Here is a 25,021-nt window from a genome sequence, read left to right on the forward strand (position 1 = left end):
CGTCAATAAAGCTCGATCCGCAGTTCCGATGTGTCGGACTGCAACAGGACGCCGTTATTTTCGATTTTGGAGAGCGTCCAACCTGCAATAATATCTTTTTCTCTGTACCAATCCGGCACGGAGTCATTGATTGATAACAATGCTTTATTGTGCTGACCGTTCAGGGCAACACCGTAGACTATAACTGCGGGCAGCGTATCAGACGTGGAATTTTCTGCAATAGGTTGAAATTCCTGCGTCGATTCAATCATCGGTTCTGTGGCCAATGGGCGTCGGTTCGGGGCGAAGAGCGGGCGGGCGAGCAGCTCTGACAGATCCCGTGTTTGGGCTGGTGCGGGGGCTTGCAGGTCTGTGCCCGCAGGTGAGCGTTGCGCTGTTGGGGCAGGGCGCAGCGGGTCGGGCAGCGGGCTTTGGCGGGCTTGCAACACCTGCCAACCAAGTGCGGCAGCCAGTGCCCAGATGGTGAGGCTGCCCAGCAGAGGGAGACCGCGCGACATCATTCTGGGGCCTCATCGGGGGCCTGCACGGTTGCGGCCACGATGCGGAAAGCGGCCTGCAGCACGGGCTGGTCCGTCTCGACGCCCGCGCTCTGCGCCCGTTTCAGGGTTGCGGCGTCGATGATCAACGGCGGCATGTGCGTTTCGACGGCACTGACGAAGCTGAGCACCGCGTCGAGAGGCGCGCGCAGCTCGACGGTGAGGGTTACGGTCTCAGCCCCGAGTGTGAGGTCGGAGTGCGCTGGGGAGATGGCCGAGAAGGCCAGCCCGGCCTCCTGCGCCAACTCTCCAAGTGCGGCTTGCATCTCCAGCGTGACCGCGCGCCCGTCGGTTGGGCGCCAAATCGCCCCCTCGACCGGAGCAGATTGGATCGCGGCGCGGTCCTGCTGCAACGCCCGGATCCCGCTGATCAGGCGCAGATAGGTCGCCTCCGAACGGGTGGCGTCGCGCAGGGTTTGCCGTTTCCACTCCAGCGCAGGCGTGGCCAATGCGGCCCAGACAAGGGCGATCAGAGCAACCGTCAGGGCCGGGGCCAGATATCGGGGCGCGGCTTGGATCATGGGCGCGGGACCGGATCATGCCGCAGCCAGAATTCTTCGGCACCGGACGGGGTGCGGTCAACCTCGCCCTGCATCAGCGCGTTTGGCAGATGCCCCTGATCCGCGAGGGTATAGAGCAGGTCAACGGCAGACCCGTCCACCTGCACGAACATGCGCGTGCCACCCGGGTCGAAGACATATTGCGACACCCAGACCTGATCCGGCAGCGCGGCTGTGGCAGCCGTAAGAGCATCCAGCAATCGGGGCGCGGTTGTGATGCCGGTCAGCAGACCCTGCTGCTGGTCCTGATCGGCTTGCAGGCGGTCCACCTCCTCCCGCAGCCTCAGAGCTTCGGCTTGCAGTCGGGTGATTTCGAGGGTGAGAGTTGCCAGTTTTTCGTTTGCCTGCAGACCGGCTAAGGCCCAGAGATAGAGCGCGCAGAGGCCGGCGACAAATGCGCCTGCCGCGTTGAGCGCGGGCCAAAAGCGCCCAGACCCGCGCAGCTCTTTGCTGTAATCCGCGATCAGGACGTCCTGCCCGTCGACGGTTGCATAGAGCCGCCTCAGGGGGTGATTTGCGGTCTGCATCCGTGCGCGCCACGTGGTCAGATCCGACTGCAGCGCAATCACCTGCGTCACGTGGATCTGCTCTTTGTCGCGCCGCACCGGCCCGATGGCCCAACGAATTTCATGCATTTGAAACGGTGTTTTCTGCAGAAGGTCCAGCGCGCCGATCTGGTGCATGCGCCTTGCGGCCTTTCGGGGCAGGCTGACGCGGCGGGTCAGGACCAGATGGCCCGGCACAACCGCATCCGTCACGCGGCGGGTTGGCGCGCGCGCTGGGGCTGCCTCTCCGGTCAGGAGGGCGAGGGGCAAACTGCCCGCAGGGGTATCACCCCGGCCATCTGTAAAACTGCAAGTGCGGGCCATTGGGTGGCCCAGGAAGACGGCTTTGACCCATTGCGGCAGCACGCTCCCCATAGCGGAGAGATACCACCGCAAAAAGCGGGACGGTTCACGATTTGACATGGAAAAGTGGCTCGAAGTATTGGAATATACTTGGTGATTGGCCCCACTTTAGGCCATGCTTTTCAAAGCGCAAAGCTGATTCTTCTCACATGTTTACGGAACCCCTTTACGGAACCCCGTCTTGACCCCACTTGTGGCCATGGATGATGCCGCGTTGGTGGCATCGCTGATATCAAAGGATGCTCTGACAGAGGCTGATGCCGAGCGGTGCCTGTCGGCGAGCCGCGAAACTGGGCTTCCGGTCGAGCGCAGCCTGCTGGAGTTCGGGCTGATCGAAGAGGAGCTGCTGTTCCGCGACATCGCGACACAGATTGACGTGCCGTTTTCAACAACCATTGCGCCGGAGGCTGATCTGGCGATGCAGTTGGATCTTGGTCGGGAGTTTCTGAAGTCGGCGGATCTGGTGCCGCTGCAGCTGAAAGACGGCGTGCTGGAGGTAGCCAGCGCGAACCCACGGGCGCAGGATGCGCTGGCGGCGCTGGCCTTTCGGCACAAGGCGGAGGTGCGGATGACGTTGGTGCCTCCGGCGGTTCTGGCGGCGGCGATAGACGGCCTCACGTGGCCGGAGGTCGATCAGGCTGCGATGAGCGCGTCGGACATGGATGTCGAAAAGCTCAATGCGCTGGCGAATGGCGGGCCGGTGATCCGGCTGGTCAATGACATCATCAGCCGTGCGGTGGGGGCCGGGGCGTCGGACATCCATTTCGAGGAAGGCGAGAGTGCTTTTGCGATTCGCTTTCGCATCGACGGGGTGTTGCGCGACGGCGGCACCATTCCGCAGGCCAGCCGCGCGGCGGCGGTCTCGCGGCTCAAGATCATGGGCGGGCTGAACATCTCCGAACGGCGTCGCCCGCAGGACGGCCGGGCGCAGGTCTCGGTGCGGGGTCGTGCAATTGACCTGCGGATCTCGACCTTGCCGAGTCAGTTCGGCGAAAGCATCGTCTTGCGGATTCTCGACCGGTCGCGGGTGCAGCTGGACTGGGCGCAGCTGGGCTATGACGCGGGCATGGTGGATCAGCTGCGGGCGATCCTGCGGCAACCCAACGGCCTGTTCCTCGTGGCCGGTCCAACGGGCAGCGGGAAAACCACGACGCTCTATACCGCGCTCACGGATATTCACGACGGCAGCCGCAAGATTGTCAGCGTGGAGGATCCGATCGAATATGCGCTGAAGGGTGTGGTGCAAGTGCCGGTCGACAGTGCGATTGACATGACATTTGCCCGCGCGCTGCGGGCCATTCTGCGGCAGGACCCGGATGTGGTGATGGTCGGGGAGATCCGGGATGCGGAGACAGCCGAGATCGCCGTGCGGGCCGCGCTGGTTGGGCGGATGGTGTTGTCGACGATCCACACAAATGATGCGCCGTCCGCCGTCTCTCGTCTGATCGATCTGGGCGTGCCCTCCTATCTGTTGAGCGCCACATTGCGCGGTGTGCTGTCGCAGCGGTTGGTGGCCACGACATGTGCGGCCTGTCGCGGGGTGGGGTGCGAGGTTTGCGCGGACACGGGGCAGGCCGGGCGGACGGTTCTGGCGGAGCTGTTGGAGATGTCGCCAGAGCTGACAGCGGCGATATCGGACGCGCAGCCGCTTGCGGACTTGCGCCGCTGTGCCGAGGCAAATGGCTTTGTCAGCATGGCACAGCGCGCGTCTGATCCGGTGTTTCGCGCGGTGGCCGCGCCTCAGCAACTGTCGCAGATCATTGGGGGTATCAGATCAGACGCGCGAGAGTAAAGATCTGATTTTTAATGAAATCTTCTTTATTTTCAGCGCGCTTCCGGGTTGCCAGACCGGTTTGACTCCGGGCAGTCTGTGCTCACAGCGTTGCTTTGTGATCCGTCAAAATAGATATGCTTTGATGGATCAGGAATTCAACTTTTGGTTGAATTTCGCTGAGATGGTCGATACGCTGACAGAACCGAGGTTTGACTGCGCCCGGCGCGGGGTCGGATTTTGGGAAAGACTGCGGTCATGGGCCAGAGGATGGCGTTTGACCAAATGCCAAGCTTCGGCATCATGGCACGGAAATATTCCGGCCGGAGTTTGTTTTCCCCAATAGTCTGGGGAGATTTTGCCCAGTGCTGACGTGATCTATGCGCTTGTACCCCAAGCGGCATGACGGTTGCCTTATGGCATGTCAGCGACACACCTCGTGTCTGCGGCTTCGGCGCGCGGTCACGCTGATATCGATGACGTACTCTCACGTCAAAATACCTTTTCAAGATACCCCCCTCCCTCATCAAAATCAAAATCTGGAGACCCCTATGCGCAAGACCGTTTTAACGGCTATGGCCGCGCTATTCTGTGGCAGCTCCCTCAGCGGCCTGTCCGCGGAGACGCTGCTGTCGGCACAAAAACCTGTGACAAGCGACGTTGCAGCCACTGTTGGCACGCTCGCCAGCATCACCGACGGCGACATGAGCAATGACGCCCCCTTTGTCTTTGACAATCAGGCAACGACGGACCGGACCGTGACCATTGATCTGGGCCGCGAGGCCTATGTGACCCGCCTTGGCATCCACACCGGCAGCGCCTACCGCGCGCAGGCGATTCGCAAATTCCGGGTGTGGTATTCGGAGGATGGCGAGACCTTTCTGAATGTCCTCGGCGCGACGCGTCGGGGTCTTGAATATTCCCATATCAAGCAGGAGATCTCGCTCGCTCAGCCGGTCAAAGCCCGGTTCATCCGGTTTGAAAGCCTTGAACGCTGGGGTGCCTCGAAAATCCGCGAGATCGAAGTCTATGGCTCTGAAGATCGGCCCGAGGTCGACACGCGGCACTTCTTTCCCTTGCAGGACGCCGATTTCCCGAAAGGCGAAGCTGACCCGGCCTTTCAGGCCCGCATTACTGAGTTGAACGCGCAGGTGTTGAACCGGTTCGAGGAAAACCTGCCGCGCGCGCACCCGCGTCTGCACGGGGATGAGGCGCAGTATTGGTCGTACTTCCACCCCTTTGAGACAGTGAATGCAGCGGATTATCGCGGCGAAAACTACAGCTATGCGACGACCAAGAATGTCTTCTCGATCTACAATCACCGCACTTACGGGATGAAGAAAGCGGGCTGGGCCTATCCGCACACGCTGCGCAACATTCCCGCCGCGCGCTTCTATCTGGATGTCAATCTGAACGCGAGCGACAAGGATCTGCCCAAGGGCAACGGCACCCGTGCGATGCAGGTCTTGCACCTAATCCGCATGATTGATGGGTGTCTGCAGTTCGATCCGAACTGCCGCTTCTCACAGGCCAACAGCGACACGCCGATGCATGTGGAAGGTGAGCTCTGGGCGCTGAAACGCAAGTTCATCCGCTATGAATTCCGTGACTTCCAACGCCAGCTCACGCCGGCGTATTCGCGGAACAATTGCCCGGCGATTGACGGCAAGTCGGTGCCGCGCCCCTACGCGTGGCATCACGGTGGCAACGGGTGTTACTTCGACCTCGGTGTCATCCGCATGTTCCGGCCGTGGACCGCGATCATGGACTACTACTGGGATGAAAACCAGTTCTGGGCCACGCCCGACGACAAGGCCGAAGTGCTCGATTTCATGACAAGCTACGCCAAGATGTATCTTGATCAGTCTGATCCGGCGAACAAGATCCATTGGACGGTCTCGCTCCAGAACAACTGGAATTCTATCTTAGGCGAATCCGCGCTGCGCTTTGCCACACTGGTTTATGACGAGCCGGGCTATGAGCAGATGGCCAAAGAGCTTTTGGGGAATGTTCTGAAGTTTTCGTGGAATCACCGCCGGATCTACATGGATGAGGGCATGTATCAGGAGGGCGGAGGGTATATGGCGACCGACTATGCCTCGACCGGTGCGATCAACCACTTCTACATGCGCACGATTGGCGAGCCGATGCATGCCATGAAATGGGGCATCGGGTCGGACACGGCGGAATGGTATGTGAATGCCACCGCGCCCGACGGGCACACGGTGAACTTTGGCGATGCCTGGAAAAGTCAGGGCATTCGCAACGCCATTCCGCTTGATCTGATGCTCTGGCGGGAAATGATCGGCCTTGATGCGCCCGGTACGACCGAGTTGACGACAGCGCAGCAATGCGTCGCGGCGCGGTTCTTTGCCAACCACTATTTTGACGATGGCCTGTCGACCCCGATGTTGATGGGGGCGCATCTGGCGCGGGATTGGTATTCCGACGTGGAAGCCTGCGGCGATGGTCTGCTGGCTGATAGCTATGCGGCGGATTTCCCCTTCAACGAATCCGTGTTCCGGGTGGACACGGGCCGCCAAACCTGGGCTGCGGGTGGTGAAAACCCGACGCCACATGTGCGGCAGTCGAACCAGAGCATGATGGCGATGAGCTGTGTGCCCAACAATTTCCCGCATCGGGAGCTGGATTGCTTTGATGTCAAATGGTCGGTGCATGGCAGCCGCTTCATCGATGACACGGGCTATGGCGATTTCACCAAAGGGTACAACTACTATCAGGTGAGAGGGTCCAAGGGGCATGTGCCGCTGACCAGCGCCGCAGACACGTTGGAGTTCTTTGCCAAGCCGGTGAAAAACGTCAATATGGACAAGGCCTTCATTGTGCTGAACGTCGCCGGGAAGACCCAGCGCATGTCCATTGGGGCGTGGATGAAAAACACCACACCCGATGCAAACGGTTGGCATCACATCAAGATCCCGCTGACAGCCTTTGGTGATATCAAGCCGCATCACTGGAACCGCGTTGTGAACGGCGGCAAGGGTGTGGGTTCGATCACTTTCCTGCAGGGTAGCGGGCTGCATCTCTTCCGGGAGGCGAGCTTTGGCATTGACGAGATCCGCTTCACGCAAAGGGGTGGCGGCGACCTGCTGTGGTACGGCGATGACCGGACGGCTTCCGTCGAAGGGGATGCGCTGCAGTACAGCAGGCACCGTCTCTTTGTTGAAGAGCGGTCGGGCAACGGGGCCAATGGCACCGACGGGTGGCTGGAGATTGGCACCAACATCAAGGCCACCGGCCCGGTTGTCAGCTTCTATCGGGATGTCGCCGAGGACCGGATCGTGCAGAACTACTACGATGGTTTTGCGGTTGGGGCGAATTCGCTGATCGTGCCGGATGCGCAGTTCACCGACAATTGGTTCGCGCGCCCCGGACAGACCCATATGGGCCAGATCTTTGGTAAGCACGCCACGGGCGACACCTTTGAGATCAGCACGCTGGAAGGGGCCACCGGCCTGCAGGGTGTCTACTTCGATGCGTCTGAAGTCTATGGCAAGAGCATCGAGGGCGGCTGGATGGACAAGGCGATCCGCTACAAGGTCGCGCTTCCCAACGGCAACTTCATCATTGTCGATGATTTCCGGACGCGACATGTGAATGGCGATACCGGGCCGCGCAAAACCTCGCAGATCCAGCAGTTCTGGTACACGCCGTATGACAACGTGCAGACCTGCGCGCTGCCGCGCAACGGCGGGACAAGTCACCATGTGGATGTCACATACTCGGGTGTGAACACGGTGGATTTCACCCCGCGTTGCATGATTCTCTTCCGGGGCGGCAATGTGCAGGCCGAAGCAAAAGGGCGCATGAGTGCGGCGTCGCTGGCGGGCAATGTGGAGCTGAAATTCGGGCCGCCGTCCTTCATGGCCGATGATCCGTACTTCCGCCGGTTCGTGAACGAGGACACGATCACGCAGGTCAACCGCAAGCGCGGAACCGACGTGCGCCGTCTGCTGCGGTTTGAGCCGCCGGAGCCTGTCAGCGAAGACACGCGGGCGTTCCTCTTCCAAGGCGCGCTGGATCATCCAGACCCCAAGGACGCGCTGAAACCGCAGAGCGTGATTGTCTCAAAAACCCTTCCGGGATGTGAGACGCAGAGCTTCTGTGTGCAGGCGAAGATCGGCAATGAGACCTATACGCTGAACTTCGACAACATTTAAGCTTGTGGTTCAGATTTGGGGCGGCTTCGGTCGCCCCAAAGGCAAGAGCGGCCTCCCGATGCGGGGCCGCTTTTTTCTGCAGATGGCTTTGCGGGGTTACATCGCGGTGTCCGACTGCGACATGAATTTAGGGTGCAGGGGCAAGGCGGCCGCCCCGGCCGCGAGGGCATCCTGGCCAAAGCAGCTTGGGAGCAGCGTAACGTCTGGCGAAAGAGCCTCGCTGGTTGCCTCAATTAGAGCGGAGATGTGCTGCTCCGGCACATGGGAGGCCAGCACAACCGTGGGAATGCGCGCCAGAAAGGAGGCGGCGCTGATCATCCCCACCACCGCTTGTGAGGCGGCGGTGATCCAGTCGGCATCGGGATGATCGGGGCTTGGTGGGGTGATGTGAAAGGGCGGCGGGGTCTGACCAGAATGAATCCGCCCGCTCAGGCAAAGCCGCGGGTGCAGGCAGGTGTCGAGATAGCAATAGAGGAAATCCCCCGTCCGCCGCGTGGCGCCAAACAGTGTCTCTGCACTGGCCAGCGCTGTGACATCGTTCTGAATGAAGGTCTCCAACTGCGTGTGGCATTCCAACAGCGCCTCGATATCCCGCACTACGTCTTCCTGATCGTCGAAATCATCTGATAGCGTCACGCCTACACCCGCGATCAGCTTGCGCGTCTTGGGCGCGCAGCTGTCCATCAGCTGATCCACCATGTCGGTCAGTGCCGTACCAAGGGGGGCATGATCAGGCAGGGGGGCCTGTTGCGTCTGCACGATCTGCCCGGTGAAATTGACAATGGCGCCGCTCAACTGATCCGGCCCGACGTTGATGCCCAGCGAAAACGCTCCGTCCGGGTTCAGAATGATCGGGACGGTCGGCGGGCCGACGCGCCCGCGCACGGCCTCGCCTTTCACGATCAGATTATCCGCCTCAAGCGCGCGGACAATGACCGATATCGTTTGCGCTGAGAGACCGCTTTCTTGCCCGAGCTGCAGCCGGGTCATGCCGTCGTTGCGTAGCAAAAGCGAGGTGATCAACCGTTCGTTCAGCGTGCGCGCCAGCACCTGATTCATGCCGCTGGCGGTGCTTGAGACGCGCACGGCGGGTGGGGGGGCAAATCTCATGTCGGGCATGGTCAGTCTCCGATGCTTATCTGCGTGTTATGCACCGGGCTGCGCCTGCGGCAGCCAGCCAATGGCCGCGACCTCTTCCGCGATGGCCTGCCCCAGCGCGAGATGCGCCGCGACATCGAGGTGAAACCCATCATCGTCGCTGGAGCGCACCACCAGGGCGGCGTCAAAAAAATGCACCTCGTGCATGTCCGCGATGCGCTCGTATTCGGCCGCCAAGGCGCGCGACTTCTCCTGCGCGTCCTGAAAGACACCGGACCAGTCCTTCAGATCCATGGCCGTTGGCGGCGGGGCGACGACGAGCATCTCGGGCACCCGGCCATTGAGGCCCGCTGGCATGGATTTGATGTCGGAAATCAGAGCGCCGATCCCCATAGCAATCTCGCCCGGCGTCTTGTTAAAGCGGATCTTGAGGTCATTTGTGCCCAGCATGAGGATCACAAGATCCAGCGGCTTGTGGCTCATGATACAGGGGCGCAGATAGGTGCGCCCGTTCTTCTCGGCCCCTTCGATGGGGTCGTCGCTGACGGTGGTGCGCCCGCTCAAACCCTCTTCGATCACCATCCACTCCTCGCCCAATTCACGTCTGAGCACGCCCGGCCAACGGACGTCATGCGGGTATCTGTCGTCGGGTAGACTTGCTGTTGTTTGCCCGTAAGTGTTCGAGTCTCCGTAGCAGAGCACTGTCCTCATCGATCACTCCGAGCCTATATAAGGCACTCAATTAAAATGGTTTTCTTTTTTGGCGCCAGAGCGCTTCTGGTTTGAGGCTAGGGTGCTGGGGGCAATCCGTCAATAATCATTCATTCTGAATTATTATTATTGACATCATATCTGAATTCAGGCTGCTTATGATGTAAGCCGCGTCCTGACCCACGTGAATTGGCCGCAGGACGACGGGCGAAAACAGGGGAGGAACAGATGAAACTTATCGGAAAGATCAAAGCCGCCATCGCAGCAGTTGTGCTGGGGTTTGGTGGCGTATCGTCCGTGCTGGCCGATGATGAGGGCCCGATCCTCGTGATCAGCGGCCCGCTGTCCTGGCCGTTCTTTGCAGCCGTGAAGCAGGGCTTTGATGACGGGGCTGAGACCTTCGGGCTCGACTACCAATTTATCGCCGTGACCGACACATCGAACATGACAAGTGACTACCCCCGCCTGCTGCAACAGGCGATCAGCCGCAACCCGCGCATGTTGCTGGTGGGCGAGTTCTTCCCTGACGGTATGGACCCGCTGATCAAAGAGGCCACCGCGTCCGGCATTCCCGTGCTCATCCATAACTCCGGGCAGACGCTGTGGAAGCAGAACGGCTCCATCGGGTTTATCGGCGAGGACCCTTTTCAGATGGGCTTCAAAGCCGGTGAAATTCAGGCCGAGGCTGGCGTGACACTCGGGCTCTGCTTCAACCAGGTGCCTGGCAACCCGACCGTGGAGGAGCGGTGCAATGGCTACGTCGCAGCGATGGAGGAGGCTGGCGTTGAGACCATCTATCAGACCATTGGCACAGGCGATGCCACCAACCCGCAGGCGATGACGCAGGCCATCAAGGGCACGTTGCAGGCCAATCCCGGCATCGACGGGATTTACACGCTGAACGCGGTGCCTGCGATGTCGGCGTTGCGCGCTGTTGACGAGGTCGGGCGCAAGGGCAACGTGATGGTCGGCACCGCAGATCTGTCAAACGAGGCGCTGCTGGCGATCCAGTCCGGTGATCTGGCCTTTGCGATGGATCAGCAACCCTATCTGCAGGGCTTCATGTCGATGCAGGTGGCGTTTCAGTATCTGAACTACGGGCTGCAGCCCATCGGGCACGTGAAAACCGGGCCGCTGGTGATCGACCAATCCAATGTGGATGCGACGCTTGACGTGAACCGCAAACATGCAGGCGTGCGCGGCGCGTCCTAAGCGCCGCCCCCAGACCCTGCTGAACCGTCAAAGAGGCTCGATTTGACACATCTTTTGCGACGTCCGGAAACAGGGGCCTTCGCGGCCTTCTTCCTGACCTATCTCTTCTTTGCGCTGGCAACGCCGGGGACGGGGTTTGTCTCGCTCAACGGCACCGCCGGTTGGTTGAACCTGGCGGCAGAGCTGGGCATTGTCGCCATCCCCGTCGGCCTCTTGATGATTTCGGGGGAGTTTGATCTCTCGATTGGCTCGACCGTTGGCGCGGCCTCCATGATCCTCGCGCTTGGGACAAATCAGTTTAGCGCGCCGACCTGGCCGATGATCGGGCTGGCGCTGCTGGCCGGGGCGGTGATTGGGCTGGCCAACGGGCTGGCTGTTGTAAAGACCAAGCTGCCCAGCTTCATTGTCACCCTGGCGACCAACTTCATCGTGATCGGCGCCACCATGGGTCTGTCGCGCCTGATTGCGAATGTTACGTCGTCGTCGATCTTTGCCTCAGACAGCGCAAAACTGGCCTTTGCGGCGCGGTTCGGGCAGGCCAATATCTCGATCCTGTGGTGGGTGCTTGTGGCCTATATCGGTTACCGGATCCTCGCCAAAAGCAGTTTTGGCAACTGGATTTACGCCACGGGCGGCAATGAAGACGCCGCCCGCGCCGCAGGCGTGCCGGTGGAGCGGGTCAAGATCGTCCTCTTCGTCGCCACCGGCGTCTGCGCAGCCTTGGTCGGTGTTCTTCAGGGCATTCAGTGGAACTCAGGCAATTCGACTTATGGCATGGGCTACGTCTTTCAGGCGCCGATTGTCGTGGTGATCGGAGGGATGCTGCTGACCGGCGGCTATGGCTCGGTTCTGGGGATCGTCTTTGGCACAGCACTCTTTGGCGTGATTTCCAGCGGCATCTTCTACACAGGCTGGAACACGGACTGGATTCAACTGTTCCTGGGTCTGTTGCTCGCCCTTGCTGTCCTGGCCAACAACTACGTCCGGCGCCTCGCGCTGAGCGCGCATTAGGATATGAACGACATGTCCCCCCCGCTGATGGAACTGCGCAATGTCGACAAGTTCTTTGGCTCGACCAAGGCGCTCAAGGATGTGTCGATGGCGGTGCAGCCTGGCAAGATCCTGTGTCTGCTGGGCGACAATGGCGCTGGCAAGTCGACCCTGATCAAGGTGCTGTCGGGTTATCACCAGCCCACCGGCGGCCAGATCCTGTTTGAAGGCCAGGAGATCCGGTTCTCAGGCCCGCGGGAAGCGCGGCAGAGAGGGATTGCGACGGTACACCAGAACGTGGGCTCTATCCCGTTGATGAGTGTGGGGCGCAACTTCTTTCTGGGGGCTGAACCGGTCAGGGGCCGCTGGCCGTTCCGCAGCATCGATACGCAGAAAGCCAACGCCATTGCGGTTGAGCAGATGCAGAAGTTTGGCCTCACCCGAGTGACTGATGGCGATCAGCTGGTGGGCACCATGTCAGGCGGGGAGCGTCAGGTGCTGGCCATCGGGCGGGCGATGTATTTCGGGGCAAAGATGCTGATCCTGGATGAGCCCACCTCGGCCTTGGGCGTCAAGGAGGCGTCCATCGTGCTCAAGATGATGCGGATCGCGCGTCAGAACGGGGCGGGCATCGTCTTCATAACGCACAACGCGCGCCACGCCATGAGCGTGGGAGATGATTTCTGCGTGCTCATTCAGGGTGAGGTGGCGGCCCGGTTCAAACGCGATGAGAAAAGCCGCGAAGACGTGCTGAACCTCATGGCAGGGGGTGAGGATATGACGGACCTCGAAGACGATTTGGAGCAGATAGATTAGCCCGCATGACCTATTTCATTGGAGTGGATGTGGGCACGGCAAGTGCCCGCGCAGGCCTGTTCGACATCCATGGCAACATGCTGGGGGCCTGCGCGCATGAAATACGCACCTGGCATCCCCAGCCCGGCTTTGCGCAACAGTCCACGGCGGATATCTGGTCGGCGACCTGCCACTGCGTGCACGATGTCATCCGCCGCACCGGGACAGACGTTCGACTGGTGTCGGGCATCGGCTTTGCCGCGACCTCGTCGCTTGTGGTGGCGGGGCCCAAGGGCGTTCCGGTCTCCGTTTCGCCCGATGCAGCACCGGAGCAGGATGTCATTCTCCGGTCTGATCACCGGGCAGCGGATGTCGCGAAGCGGATCGACGCGACGGGGCACGAACGGCTGAGCGTCACAGGTGGCATCGCCTCGCCCGAGATGCAGATCCCGAAACTGGTGTGGCTGAAGGAAAATCTGCCGTTCACCTGGAATGACGCTGCGCATTTCTTCGACCTGTCGGACTGGTTGGCCTGGAAAGCCAGTGGATCCTTCAAGCGTTCGCTCTGCACGGTGGTGTGCAGATGGAGCTACCGATCGGAACAGGGGCAGGGCGGCCAAGGCTGGGACAGTTCCTTCTTTCGACAGGTGGGCTTGGGCGATCTGGTGACCGAAACCTATCGGCGCATCGGCCAGGAGATGGTCGCGCCGGGAGAGCCGATCGGCGGTCTGACAGAGGATGCGGCCCAAGACCTTGGCTTGGCGCGAAAGACCCGCGTGGCCATGGGCCTGACCGACGCGCACGCCGGTGCCTTGGGCACATTCGGATCGGCGGGGGAGGGCGCGACCATGGCCCTGATTGCCGGGACATCTGCCTGTCATATCACCCTCTCGGGCGCGCCTGCGTATGTTCATGGTGTCGAGGGCCCTTATCTTGGCGCAGTTCTGCCCGGTCTGTGGGTCAATGAAGCGGCCCAGTCCATGGCTGGGGCGGCCCTCGACACAATCATCAACCGCCATGCCGCAGGGTTTGAGTTGCGGTTCATCGCCTCGCAAGCAAAAGTCACCCCACATGACTACCTCGAAACTGTGTTGCTTGGCCGCGCCGGGCAGGGCCCCTACGATCAACAGGCCCGCCATCGCCACATCGTGCCCGACTTCAAGGCGAGCAGGTCGCCGCTGGCGGACCCGACGCGGTTTGGCATGGCCGTCGGGCAGGGCACCGCGACCGATATGGAGGATCTGGCGATTGAGTACCTCGCGGGCGTGCAATCGCTGGCTTACGGTACGCGGCAGATCATTGAGCAATTGGACGGCGAATCCATTCTCACCACGCAAATCGTCATGAGCGGCAAGATGGCGAGAAACCGGATTTATTGCCAATCTCTGGCGGACGTCACCGGGTGCAAGGTTGTCATCCCGCAGCAACCTGAACCCGTCCTCTTGGGCGCCGCGATGCTTGCCGCCCGCGCATCGGGTGCGTTTTCGACAACGCTGAAGGCGATGCAGGGGATGTCACAGGGCGGTCAAGCACTCGCCCCGCGATCTGAGGCGCGACCGTTCCACGACAAAAAGTATAACATCTTCAAAAGCCTGCAGGACCACTGCGGCTCAATACAAAAGATCATGAATGGCTAATGAACTGACTGAACCAATCGACTTCGGCTTGATCGCACTGGCGTTTCAGGTTGTCACCAAGTCCCGGCATCACGCAGCCCCCTACCTGTCGAGATAGGCCAGCGCAGCAGCCTCACTGTCTTTGGTGGCGATTTCTACCGCCCGCTTTGTCGCTTCAACCAGGCCACGGGCCTTTTCAATTATCTTCGGCATCGTGTATTCGAAGCATCGGAATCGCGCTTGAGAAGAGAGCAGCACAACGCGGTATAGATCTCTCAACTGCGGAGCGGTGGCGTCTCGTTTCACAAATCTACACTGCCCGACTCTTAGGCGAGCCCGCGGCCCGAAAATCATCACCAAACGACTTCATTCTAGACCAGGTTTTTGCAAACAATGGCCACCAATAGCCGAAATACGGTGACTGGCGGGGATGTAGTCGATGCTTCCAAATATCATCATCAGAAGGCTGGTGATCGCGCAGAACTGGTTGATGCAGCCTTGGATGGACACTTGCAAGCACTGGGTGGCGGCGGACGCAAAAGCCGGAAACCTCTGCGTATAACCAGCTCTTCCTGCAGGGCCGTCAGCAGGCTGTCCAAGAGGCAATCACAGAGCGCCAACAGCCAATCAACGAGATTTTGGCCATCGCTTCGGGCACTCAACTCCAGTCACCAAACTACGTCAGCACCAATCAATCCAGGATTAGCACCCCTGACATCGCCGGTCTGACCCAGGCCAATTACCAAGCAGAATTAGACGCTTACAATCAAAAACAACGTACTCTGGGCGGTTTGTTCAGCACAGCTGCGCTTGTAGCTGGCGGCGCGTAGCGAGGGATTTTGAAAATGATGAGATTTAACATGTACCCTGACTACGCTGATATGTCCGCTGATGAAGTCAAAAGCCGCCGTGAGCGTTTAGCGATGTCGCTGGTTGGCAAACGTTCTGCTCCCACAGAGGCGTTAGCGGTACTATCGCAACAGCAGCACGGAGCATGGCCGGTGATCCGGCTTTGGCACGCCAAACTGCCAAAGATATAGTCATGGAACGTATTGGTCGGGCACTTTTGGCACGTGTTGATGATCCTGCAATGCGTCAGTCGAGAATGTCTCAGATTCCACAGCAACTGGATGCGATGGACCAGATTGGAGGGCAGATTCAAAATCAATCGACCCGAGCCATGGCCATCCTCAATGCGTTGATCGCGCAAGAACAGGCACGATCAGGAACACCCTTCAACCGGAGCATCCAAGCGCTTCAATAACGTCGCCTAAAGTGCCCAGAGCGCGAGGGGCTGAACACTGCGCGACGACGGCCATTGCTTCAGGCACACCATGCCATCAAACTGATGTAATGCGCGCTCGACAAGTCCGTGCATCGACCTGCGTGTCAACAGCAGCCCGCACGAGCCTTGTCGCGGCCGCGTGCCTGGAACGCATATGTCGGACGTTCTGATAACCCGCCGCTCTGGCCGCCATAGTCATAAGGGTCAGATGCGAAGGGCTTGCGTCGCCCAACTGTTTGGAAAGGGCGCGCACGAACACGGTGAGGTCGTCGGCGCGCAGCTGAAGGGGCGTTTTCGGCATGGCTTTTCCACATAAATCGCCGGTGGATCACCATTGGTCGCTGGCTCAATGATGCGGCGCTCTCATCGGTTTGAGTAGATGCAATGCTGTTAATATGACTTGGCAGGTTTGGCTCTCCCGGGGGAGCAGCGACGCTTCGATGTCTGCCGACCTTGGCTATCCTATGACGAACTGCGCGAGAGGAGCCAAGGCCATCCTTGGGCAGCTCCACCATCCCCGACCTCATTCTATCCGTCTCGGTCCGGTTCGTTCGGATCATTGGAGAACAACGCAATCTTGTTGCCCTGAGGATCACGAAGGTAGCCAACAAAGAAGTTAGCGCCATACGAGTCCCGGAAGCCGGGCGCACCTTCATTTGAGCCACCCACCGCAAGTGCTGCCGCGTGAAGATCACGGACCTGCTGTTGATTACACGCTTTGAAAGCGACCATCGTCCCGTTTCCAGCCGAAGCGGGCCCTCCATCAAATGGAGTTTTGACATAGAACTCCGGCAGACCTGGCAACTGTCCTGGCTGTTCAGGCAGCGCGTAGCTGAGATCCCCGTGATAAATCTCTAGCTGGTATCCTAGAGCTGGCAGAAAAGCGGAATAGAAGTGTTCTGCGCGTTTGATATCATTAACGCCAATTGTGATGTAGGCAATCAATTTGCGAACTCCTGCCGGTTTGTAGCGCGCATCATTTCGGGACAGATTGCGGCTCTGGCCCACCGATCCCTTTCGGCAGCCCCTTTCTTCTCCATCACCGTACGCCTTTTGGCAATGTCGTCTCGGCCAGCGCCAGCCACATGCGGAGACCAACGGGGAGCAGCTTTTCGTTGAACACAAAACGGCTGCCGTGGAGCCCGGCTCTCGGGCCGACTTCACCGGCCCCAAGCCAAATATAGGCCCCACTTCCCACAGCATTCAGAAGATATGAGAAATCCTCGCAGCCAAGGGATGGAGGTTCATCTGTGACGACGGCCTCGCTTGGCAAGAAGCTGTTGGCGGCTTGTTTCACGATGGCTGCACCCTCAATGGAGTTAATCACCGCAGGATACCCTTTGCGATAGTCCAGTTCGAACTCGATCCCGCTTGCGCGTGAAATGCCAGCGGCGATCTGCCCAATCTGCGTTTCGACATGCTCCGACATCGCTGGGTCGAAAAAGCGCGCCGTGCCCTGTACCGCCACTTCCTCAGGGACGATGTTGTTGATCCTGCCGCCGTGAATTTGGGTAAAGGAAAGAACCAAGGCCGACCTTGGATCGACTGTTCGACTGGCAATGCGTTGTGCCGACATAAGAAACTCGGCCGCTGCAAGCACAGGATCGTCCCCACGCTCCGGCATGGCCGCGTGCGCACCCCTGCCTTTGAACGTTAGGGTAAAGTCATCGACACCTGCCATGATCGGCCCCTGCGTTGCAATGACAGCGCCCTCCTTGACGCCGGGCCAATTGTGCTGAGAGAAGACTTTTTCGGCGGGAAAGCGGTCCAGTAGCCCATCGGCGATCATCTTTTTCCCGCCGCCGTACACCTCCTCGGCAGGCTGGAAGACGAAGTAGATCGTTCCATCAAAGTTTGGGTGCTCACTCAACATTTTGGCGGCCCCGAGCAGCATCGCGGTGTGGGCATCGTGGCCACATGCGTGCATCACGCCATCGACCTCAGAGCTATGGGGAAGGCCAGTATCTTCAACCACGGGCAAAGCATCAAGCTCTGCGCGGAACATGACACTTCGATTACTGTCGCCTGCTTTCAGGACGCCGACCACGGCGGTTTCGGAAACGTCGCGATGGGTTTCGAGGCCAAAACTGTGAAGTTTGTTCGCGACAAAATCCGATGTTTTGGTTTCCTGAAAGCCAAGTTCTGGGTTGCGATGAAGATGGTGATGCCATTCGATGACATCCGGCAGCGTTGCATCCACGAAATCGTTTAGGGCCATTTGTTCCTCTCTCCTTAGTGGAACAGACGCGAGATGCCGTTCCATGTGCAAAGGCGAGGTAATAAGGGCAGAGGTCCTAGTCTTGTACGAAATTGCGCTACGGTGCGCGGATCGCCTGATAGCGACCTGGTGTGAACCCGTAAGCACGCACAAAATGGCGCGTGAAATGGCTTTGATCGACAAACCCGGCAGCCACAGATGCCATCGCGAGCGGCTCACCGGCGTCGATTAGGCTTTTGGCGTGTCGCAAGCGGCAGTCCAGCAGGAAAGCATGGGGCGAGATGCCTTTGGCACGCGTGAATGAGCGCACGAGGTGCCATTGAGAGCATCCAACCTGCGCAGCCACTGCCTCCAGTGAAACACCGATGACAGCTTGTGCGCGCAAAATCTCTTCGATCATTGCAATGCGCTTGGCGTCCCGACGATCAATGCATTCAGTTGGTTTGGTCTCTGAATGACGGGCTACAAGCTGAAACAGAATGTCCGCCCAGGCGAACTGTGCATCGATCAGATCCGATTTCGTTTCAGCTGCCTGATGCAAACCCACAATCCGGGCCGACAGTTCGGGGTCATGCACAACAGATTCCAGGAAACGTGGAGGGCTTGTCGTATTTGCCAAGGCCAGGAAATGATCCTCGCGCGGGTAGATCACACGATAAGCCCACCCAAGCTCTGTGGCTGCTTCTCCGTCATGTTGGGATTGAGGATTCACAAGGATGATATCACCTGGCCCAGCGGTGTGGATTTCTCCTCTGCAGAAGAACGCTTCGGCCCCATCAACAACCACACCAACGACATAGCCAAAATGGCTATGGCGTCGATATTTATGCTTCTTGAATTTGGCCGAGAAAAACTCCAGATCGGAAAGTTTCCGATCAGTCCAGAAACGGTTGTTCGGGTGGCTCTGCTCCACGGTGTTTTCCTAAGACAGTCCGCCAGTCGGTGGTGATATATGCAATTTCGACAGTGGCGCAATAGTCTGTCGGACTGCCGAATTGGTCAACTCTGGCTCCGTCGAGATACCTAGTCGACCGGGGCATCCCAGCACCAAACCTACTTTGATACATGGGATTATCACCCTCTGATCGCCCGAGTGGCGAACGCGGGGTAGTTGACGCAATCCAAGTTTATACAGCGTTCTCGCTCCGATCACATAGCTTATAGTGAAACATAAACTTCTTAATTCCTTTTGATGAGTTGCCAGTGGGGTGTCGGCCCTTAGCCGACATCCGACCCGCTACCTCAATGCTGCGGTCGCAGCCCGCATTGCCGAAATTCGCTACGTGTGCACACTAAGCAAATTGCGCGCTTTTAGACTGAAAGACCAATACCCATATTTCGAAGAAGCCATCTCAATCAGCAAGAGCCGAAAGAAGTCTTTGCTCAATCAAGCTTTCCGGCGAATTTGCACGTCTGATTGCGCCTAGTGGTCTATGAAACTGCGGGTGATCGAATTTCAGAAAGACAAGTTTGTCTTCAAGGTACGAAGCAGTTGTCGCCATGGGCATGGTGGTGATGAGATCCGTAGCAGATACGATCTCAAGAACCGATCGGATCGAGTCTGTCTCGCAGACAATGTGCATAGAGTTCACTCCGGATGCCGTCATCGCAGCCTCTGTTTGTTGGCGAAGTAGACTACCTCTGGAATGTGCCAACCAAACCTGGGACTCCAGATCGGAAGGCATCAATTGATGGCGAGTGGTCAGCGGGTGTCCTGTTCGGCACAATATGCCCACACGGTCATCAATAAGCAGTTTAAACTCCAAGCTGTCGGATGGATCAGCCAGGCTTTGGGGACCCAAGACGACATCCACCTGACCACGTTCGAGCATTGCGCGGAGTTCATGTACCAGCCCGGTCCGCATCTCGACCACGCAATTTGGATTCTCTCGAATGAACCGAGCCATGGCAGTGCTGAGGAACCTGCCAGCAACGATGGGCGGTGCCCCAATCCTGAGTTCTCCAACAGCCCCTTGAGAGGATTGATCCGCGAGGACGCTGGCCTGCTCTTCCGCGAGACGGATAGCTTGGCCGTTTCGGGATAATCGGTGGCCGAGTGCATTCGGCACAGACCTACGTCCGTCCCGGTTGAAGAGGCTCACGCCCAATCTTGCCTCCAGGGCTTTCATATTTCGGCTCAGAGCAGGCTGTGTCAGACCGAGGCGATCTGCTGCCGCTTGAAACGATCCAGCCTCGACGATGACCGAGAGTTGAGAAAGATGCTTTGGGTCAAGTTTCATATCAATTCTTTAAACAAGTCATCGATTGTTTGATTATATTAAATGTGAATGCGCTGCTAGTGTTCTCGGCAAAATCAAGGGAGGACTCCGTGAACAACTTCAGGAAAATCGTTGCTGCCGCTGCGACAGTGGCAACAACCGCATTCGCACCTACGGCGACTACAGCACAAATATTTAAAGGCGAAACGGCAGGCGTAGGCGATCCGGTTCACACCATGTTCGTGACCTTCGCCAATCAAGCGGGCAAGGCGGATGTTGAAATTCAAGTCAACGCCGGACAGACGCTCACAAAGTCAATGCTGAAAGGCGGGCGACAAGAGATCGACTTCTTCTCGACGGTGCCATCGCTGGTCAACCTGATGAAGAACCAGGCGCGGATGTACGAAAGTGTTGGCGACGCCCCTGAGGCCGCCGGTCAGCTTCGGTCAATCCTTGGATTCAAGGCAGGCGCATATCATCCGGTGACGCTAGCCGGATCCGGGGTCGAGACCTGGGAAGACTTGAAGGGCAAAACCATCTTCACGGGCCCACCTGCGGGATCGGCTTCAGCCACATCCGAGGCACTCATCAAAATCATTACCGGTTACGAAGCAGGCACAGATTATGAAGCCGTCCGCCTAAGCTGGGGTGAAGGATATGCTGCCCTTGCGGACAAGAAGATCGATATGATGGTCCGCCCGGCGGAAATTGGCTCGTCCAAGATCGAGCAGTTCGGCTTGTCTGGCGAATTCCGGGTTCTTTCCATCCCCGAGGATGTCGTAGGCTCCGAAGCGATGCAAGCGCTGTTTGGACGCCCGGGTCGCGGAATGCTTCAGTTTGACGGCGGTGTCTACAAAGGTCAGTTGACCGGTGGGGAGATCACTGCGCTTGGCTTCACCCAATTCATTGGCACTCATTCTGGCGTGGATGAAGAAGTCGTCTACAACGCGACCAAGGCGTTTTGGGAGAACCTCGACGAAGTTCAAGCGACCGCATTCTTCCTGAAGGAGGTCACGCCAGAGACCGCATTCACGTCGGTGAACGTGCCTCTGCATCCCGGTGCGGCTCGGTACTATGACGAAGCCGGAATCGCGATTCCGGACGCTCTTCGCCCATAAACCGGATAAGTAGGAGGATCGCATCAGCGGTCCTCTAACCCTTTGACACTCAACCAAGGCTAATGTGATGACTACAGAGGCAAATCCGTCCAGCGGAATTGGTAAGCTGTATCTGCTGCTTTCAGCGCTTGCGTGTCTATTGCTGGGTGCCATCGCTTTTTACAGTTCCGGCATTGGACTCGTGGAGCCAAAGTTCCACCGCGCTGCGGGCTTTGCCTTGGCGTTGGTTGTCGGCATCACGGCGTCGCGCGCCCGCCGCGAAGCCAATGGGCCGGTCACAGGGGCAAGGGCCAAAATGCACTTGGTTCTGGACGCCTTGATGCTTGCCGCTGGTCTCTGGGCTATCTGGTCGTTCTTCTTTGTTCAGACCCAGATGGAAAAGGCGCTGTACGACGTGACCCAGGCCGATGCCTGGCCCGCATTGGCTGGCCTTGTCGTCTTTCTGGAGCTTTGCCGTAGGCTTTGGGGTTGGGGACTGTTCGGAGTCGGGGCCTTTGGAGTGTTGTACCTGCTCTATGGCCAAGACCTGCCGGGGATCATGGCCCATACGGGTTTTTCCCTGAAAGAGGTCGCCGAGGCACTTTGGTACAACACCAACAAGGGCGTCTTCGGATCGATCACCAATATCGTCCTTTCTACCGTTTTTATCTTCATCGTTTTCGGGGTGCTACTGGAAGGCACCGGGGCCGGTGATACGCTGTTGAAGTTCGCCTTCCTCGCCACACGCCGCACACGGGGTGGACCGGCCCATGCGGCCATTCTGGCGTCTTCGATGTTCGGCACAATGTCCGGCTCGACTGTCGCCAACATTGTGGGCACCGGGACGTTTACCATCCCGATGATCAAAAAGCGCGGCTTCTCTCCGACATTCGCCGCTGGGATTGAGGCCACGGCATCTTCGGGCGGTCAGATCATGCCACCTATCATGGGGGCAGCGGCGCTTGTCATGGCTGATCTCACAGGCGTTGGATATCTCAACATCATCGTGGCGGCCCTGTTCCCTGCGCTCTTCTATTACTTTAGCCTGTTTGCGGCTGTCACGGTCGAGGCACGTCGCCAGGGGATCGAAGTTCAGCCGATGTCTGTCGATGATCGAATCACGAGAGTCGATCTTACGAACTCGGTTCTCTTCTTGGGGCCAATAGCAACGATCATCGGCTGTCTGGTTGCCGGTTTCTCAACTTCCGCCGCAGGCTTCTATGCCGTAGTCATTTTGCTGGCACTGTCGGTGATCAATCCGGACGTTCGGTCTGACCCTATGCGTATCTGGCGCTCGTTCCTCAAGGGTTCGCAATCAGGGGCAACCCTTCTTATTGCCATCGCGGCGATTGGGATATTGGTCGGATCGCTCGACTCTACTGGTCTCGGTTTGAAACTCGCTAACGTGATTGCGACCATTCGTGGTGAGAGTCTTTTCTCCGCACTCCTGGTCGCCATGATCGGCGCGCTGGTTCTCGGCATGGGGATGCCAACCCTGCCCGCGTATCTCATTATTATTCTGGTGATGGGTCCGGCCATTCAGCAATTGGGCGTCTCAATGCTGACCGCCCACATGTTCGTCTTCTACTACGGCGTCGCCTCATCGCTGACACCGCCCGTCGCCATCGCGGCCTACGCGGCGGCCCCGATTGCCGGGGCCAACCCGTTGATGACGGCCTTCATGTCATTCCGTCTTGGTATGGCCAAGTTCATCATTCCGTTTGTCTTTGCCTTCTATCCCACGATCCTCATCATCGAGGAATTCAGCCTGTTGCCATTCCTCTGGATCGTTGCCCGGACGTGTTTCTGCATCTGGCTCTTCTCTTCGGCTCTGTCCGGCTATGACCGCCGAAAGCTGACTATCCCTGAGATCATCGTGCGGTTCATTGTGGCGTTCACGATGCTTGTGCCCGCACCTGCCATCCATTTGCCAGCCATTCTAATCGGTGTCGCGCTGATCGCCTGGGACATGCGAGCGGCACGGACAGCACCGCAACATGTCGGAGAGGGCTCATGACCAAACGCCCAAACTTCCTTTTCATCATCACAGATCAACACCGAGCCGATCACCTGGGTTGCGGCGGCAACAAGGTGGTTCGCACGCCGAACATCGACGGTATCGCGGCCAAGGGAAAGATGTGGGATCGTTTCTATGTCGCCAACCCGATCTGTATGCCGAACCGCGCGTCGATCATGACCGGCCGGATGTGTTCCGCTCACGGAGCCCGACACAACGGCATCCCGCTATCGAAGGACCACACGACTTTCGTGGAATTGCTGCGTGACGCGGGATACCGAACAGGACTGATCGGAAAATCTCACCTCCAAAGCTTCACCGGCCTGCCCGCTACCAATCAGTTCGCACCATCCGAGAGCCTTCACACACCCAGCCCACACCTGCGCGATGCCATCAAGAACAATCGACATACGCCGGAATACGACCTGGAAGTCGTACCCGATTGGGACAGGCCTCTGGCAGACCGTATCGACGGGGACTTTTACGGTTTCGAACACGTCGAGGTCGCAGCAGACCACGCTGATCAGGCGTCCGGCGACTACCTTTTGTGGGCTCGGGAACAGCGTGAAGACTTTGATCGGTTGGTCGGCCCGGAGAATGCTCTGCCGGACAATCGGACTAACGCCCCACAGGCGTGGCGAACTGCCGTCCCGGAGGAGCTTTATTCGACTTCTTGGATCGCCGATCGTAGTGCGGCTTGGTTGACCGAACGTGCAAAAGACGACGCTCCCTTCTTCTTGCAAATGTCTTTCCCCGATCCGCATCATCCTTTCACTCCGCCGGGCCGCTACTGGAATATGTACGACCCCGCAAACATCGAACTGCCCCCAACTTTCGGCAAAGGTGATCTACCCCCCATTCGGGCTATGAAAGAAGCGATGGAAAACGGTACTGATCCCCGCGACAATCAGAACCCGTTTGCCGTCAATGAGGACGAAGCCCGATCCATCATCGCTTTGACATACGGTATGATCACAATGATCGACGATGCCATCGGAAGAGTTCTGAAGCGGCTTGACGATCTAGGTCTTGCTGAAGACACGGTCGTCATCTTTACGTCTGATCACGGTGATTACATGGGCGACCATGGCCTGATGCTAAAGCTTCTGCTCCACTATCAGGGCATCATCCGGGTCCCGTTCATCTGGCACGACCCCAAAACACCTGCTGGGGGGAAGAACGATCCCGGTCTAGCATCATCAATCGACATTGCCCCCACCATTCTCGCGCGAGCCGGTATCCAGCCTTACAACGGCATCCAGGGTCGTGACCTGCATTCAACCCCTCCACCCGAAGCGGTGATCGTGGAAGAAGATAGCCAACGTCTGATGACTGGATTTGACAGACCCCAGCGTGTTCGCACAATCGTCACAGATCGGTACCGTATGTCTCTGCGGGAAGGCGAAGACTGGAACGAACTTTACGACATGTCGTCTGATCCGTGGGAAACGGTGAACCTGTATAATCGACCTTCAGGGCAGTCAGCGCGGCAGTCTCTATCGGAAGTAATGCTACGCAGAATGATATCGCTACAAGACCGATCCCCATTGCCTGCATATCGTGCATGATCGCGGGACACCCAGAAAGACCGGTTCGCGCTGAACTTCAAAACCCGGCCCAAACCCGCCGTTGAGCCTCTAGTGGCGATGCTGCGGTCGCAGCCCTCATTGCTGACATTCGCCGCGATCGCGAAATCAAGCGATACCCGCGACGGAAACTTGGGGGCACTAACGACTCTGAACAGGTCGCGGCGAGTGGTAGCCACAAGTTTGAACTACATTCGGAACACTGCATCGTAATTGGCGAC

The 25,021-nt window shown here is 58.6% G+C and carries 19 protein-coding genes; 10 read left to right on the forward strand and 9 right to left on the reverse strand.

What is annotated here, in order from left to right; translation table 11 throughout:
• Nucleotides 1-2: 2 nt before the first annotated feature.
• The 3 genes from ISX84_RS02330 to ISX84_RS02340 are packed head-to-tail and all read right to left on the reverse strand — an operon-like array spanning nt 3 to nt 1,965.
• Nucleotides 3-500, reverse strand: coding sequence for a hypothetical protein (locus tag ISX84_RS02330; protein ID WP_195818705.1), 498 nt, complete (start codon nt 498-500; stop codon nt 3-5).
• On the reverse strand, nt 497-1,057 hold the full coding sequence (locus ISX84_RS02335) for a GspMb/PilO family protein (protein WP_195818706.1): 561 nt from the start codon (nt 1,055-1,057) through the stop codon (nt 497-499). The genes ISX84_RS02330 and ISX84_RS02335 overlap by 4 nt, the downstream gene beginning before the upstream one ends.
• Entirely contained in the window at nt 1,054-1,965 is a 912-nt protein-coding gene (locus tag ISX84_RS02340) for a hypothetical protein (protein ID WP_195818707.1), read from the reverse strand. The genes ISX84_RS02335 and ISX84_RS02340 overlap by 4 nt, the downstream gene beginning before the upstream one ends.
• A 220-nt stretch (nt 1,966-2,185) precedes the next feature.
• Between ISX84_RS02340 and ISX84_RS02345 the strand changes: the two genes are divergently transcribed.
• Nucleotides 2,186-3,796, forward strand: a complete 1,611-nt coding sequence (locus ISX84_RS02345; protein ID WP_195818708.1) for a GspE/PulE family protein — start codon at nt 2,186-2,188, stop codon at nt 3,794-3,796.
• Nucleotides 3,797-4,326: 530 nt separating this feature from the next.
• Entirely contained in the window at nt 4,327-7,956 is a 3,630-nt protein-coding gene (locus ISX84_RS02350; protein WP_195818709.1) for a discoidin domain-containing protein, read from the forward strand.
• A gap of 96 nt (nt 7,957-8,052) precedes the next feature.
• On the opposite strand, the gene ISX84_RS02355 is transcribed toward ISX84_RS02350, so the two are convergent.
• Both ISX84_RS02355 and ISX84_RS02360 read right to left on the reverse strand, forming a co-directional pair.
• Nucleotides 8,053-9,075 carry an ROK family transcriptional regulator gene (locus ISX84_RS02355; protein ID WP_195818710.1) on the reverse strand — a complete coding sequence of 341 codons (1,023 nt, stop codon included), beginning with the start codon at nt 9,073-9,075 and terminating at the stop codon, nt 8,053-8,055.
• Between the two features lie 27 nt (nt 9,076-9,102).
• On the reverse strand, nt 9,103-9,765 hold the full coding sequence (locus ISX84_RS02360) for an SGNH/GDSL hydrolase family protein (RefSeq protein WP_195818711.1): 663 nt from the start codon (nt 9,763-9,765) through the stop codon (nt 9,103-9,105).
• 228 nt (nt 9,766-9,993) lie between these two features.
• Between ISX84_RS02360 and ISX84_RS02365 the strand changes: the two genes are divergently transcribed.
• The 5 genes from ISX84_RS02365 to ISX84_RS02385 all read left to right on the forward strand — a co-directional run bounded on the left by ISX84_RS02365 (nt 9,994) and on the right by ISX84_RS02385 (nt 15,642).
• A complete protein-coding gene (locus ISX84_RS02365; RefSeq protein WP_195818712.1) occupies nt 9,994-10,977 on the forward strand; it encodes a sugar ABC transporter substrate-binding protein in 984 nt (327 codons plus the stop codon).
• 42 nt (nt 10,978-11,019) lie between these two features.
• Entirely contained in the window at nt 11,020-11,988 is a 969-nt protein-coding gene (locus ISX84_RS02370; protein ID WP_195818713.1) for an ABC transporter permease, read from the forward strand.
• Nucleotides 11,989-12,000: 12 nt separating this feature from the next.
• Nucleotides 12,001-12,783 (forward strand): ATP-binding cassette domain-containing protein, encoded by a 783-nt coding sequence (locus tag ISX84_RS02375; protein WP_326838689.1) that lies wholly within the window; start codon nt 12,001-12,003, stop codon nt 12,781-12,783.
• A gap of 5 nt (nt 12,784-12,788) precedes the next feature.
• Nucleotides 12,789-14,399 carry an FGGY-family carbohydrate kinase gene (locus ISX84_RS02380; RefSeq protein ID WP_195818715.1) on the forward strand — a complete coding sequence of 537 codons (1,611 nt, stop codon included), beginning with the start codon at nt 12,789-12,791 and terminating at the stop codon, nt 14,397-14,399.
• Nucleotides 14,400-15,372: 973 nt separating this feature from the next.
• The gene (locus tag ISX84_RS02385) at nt 15,373-15,642 is read left to right on the forward strand and encodes a hypothetical protein (RefSeq protein WP_195818716.1); all 270 of its coding nucleotides are present in this window, start codon (nt 15,373-15,375) and stop codon (nt 15,640-15,642) included.
• 549 nt (nt 15,643-16,191) lie between these two features.
• Here ISX84_RS02385 and ISX84_RS02390 read toward each other — a convergent pair.
• The 4 genes from ISX84_RS02390 to ISX84_RS02405 all read right to left on the reverse strand — a co-directional run bounded on the left by ISX84_RS02390 (nt 16,192) and on the right by ISX84_RS02405 (nt 20,121).
• Nucleotides 16,192-16,608, reverse strand: coding sequence for a VOC family protein (locus ISX84_RS02390; RefSeq protein WP_195818717.1), 417 nt, complete (start codon nt 16,606-16,608; stop codon nt 16,192-16,194).
• 94 nt (nt 16,609-16,702) lie between these two features.
• Nucleotides 16,703-17,881 (reverse strand): M20 metallopeptidase family protein, encoded by a 1,179-nt coding sequence (locus tag ISX84_RS02395; RefSeq protein ID WP_195818718.1) that lies wholly within the window; start codon nt 17,879-17,881, stop codon nt 16,703-16,705.
• Nucleotides 17,882-17,978: 97 nt separating this feature from the next.
• Entirely contained in the window at nt 17,979-18,794 is an 816-nt protein-coding gene (locus ISX84_RS02400; RefSeq protein ID WP_195818719.1) for a helix-turn-helix transcriptional regulator, read from the reverse strand.
• A gap of 439 nt (nt 18,795-19,233) precedes the next feature.
• The gene (locus ISX84_RS02405; RefSeq protein ID WP_195818720.1) at nt 19,234-20,121 is read right to left on the reverse strand and encodes a LysR family transcriptional regulator; all 888 of its coding nucleotides are present in this window, start codon (nt 20,119-20,121) and stop codon (nt 19,234-19,236) included.
• A gap of 89 nt (nt 20,122-20,210) precedes the next feature.
• Here ISX84_RS02405 and ISX84_RS02410 point away from each other — a divergent pair, with 89 nt between their 5' ends.
• From ISX84_RS02410 to ISX84_RS02420, 3 genes are all read left to right on the forward strand, one after another.
• On the forward strand, nt 20,211-21,218 hold the full coding sequence (locus ISX84_RS02410) for a TAXI family TRAP transporter solute-binding subunit (RefSeq protein WP_195818721.1): 1,008 nt from the start codon (nt 20,211-20,213) through the stop codon (nt 21,216-21,218).
• Between the two features lie 67 nt (nt 21,219-21,285).
• The gene (locus ISX84_RS02415; protein ID WP_195818722.1) at nt 21,286-23,214 is read left to right on the forward strand and encodes a TRAP transporter permease; all 1,929 of its coding nucleotides are present in this window, start codon (nt 21,286-21,288) and stop codon (nt 23,212-23,214) included.
• The gene (locus tag ISX84_RS02420) at nt 23,211-24,782 is read left to right on the forward strand and encodes a sulfatase family protein (protein WP_195818723.1); all 1,572 of its coding nucleotides are present in this window, start codon (nt 23,211-23,213) and stop codon (nt 24,780-24,782) included. Before ISX84_RS02415 ends, ISX84_RS02420 begins: the two co-directional genes overlap by 4 nt.
• Nucleotides 24,783-25,021 lie beyond the last annotated feature (239 nt).

The sequence above is a fragment of the Roseobacter sp. MH60115 genome, assembly GCF_015644665.1.
GTDB lineage: Bacteria > Pseudomonadota > Alphaproteobacteria > Rhodobacterales > Rhodobacteraceae > Roseobacter.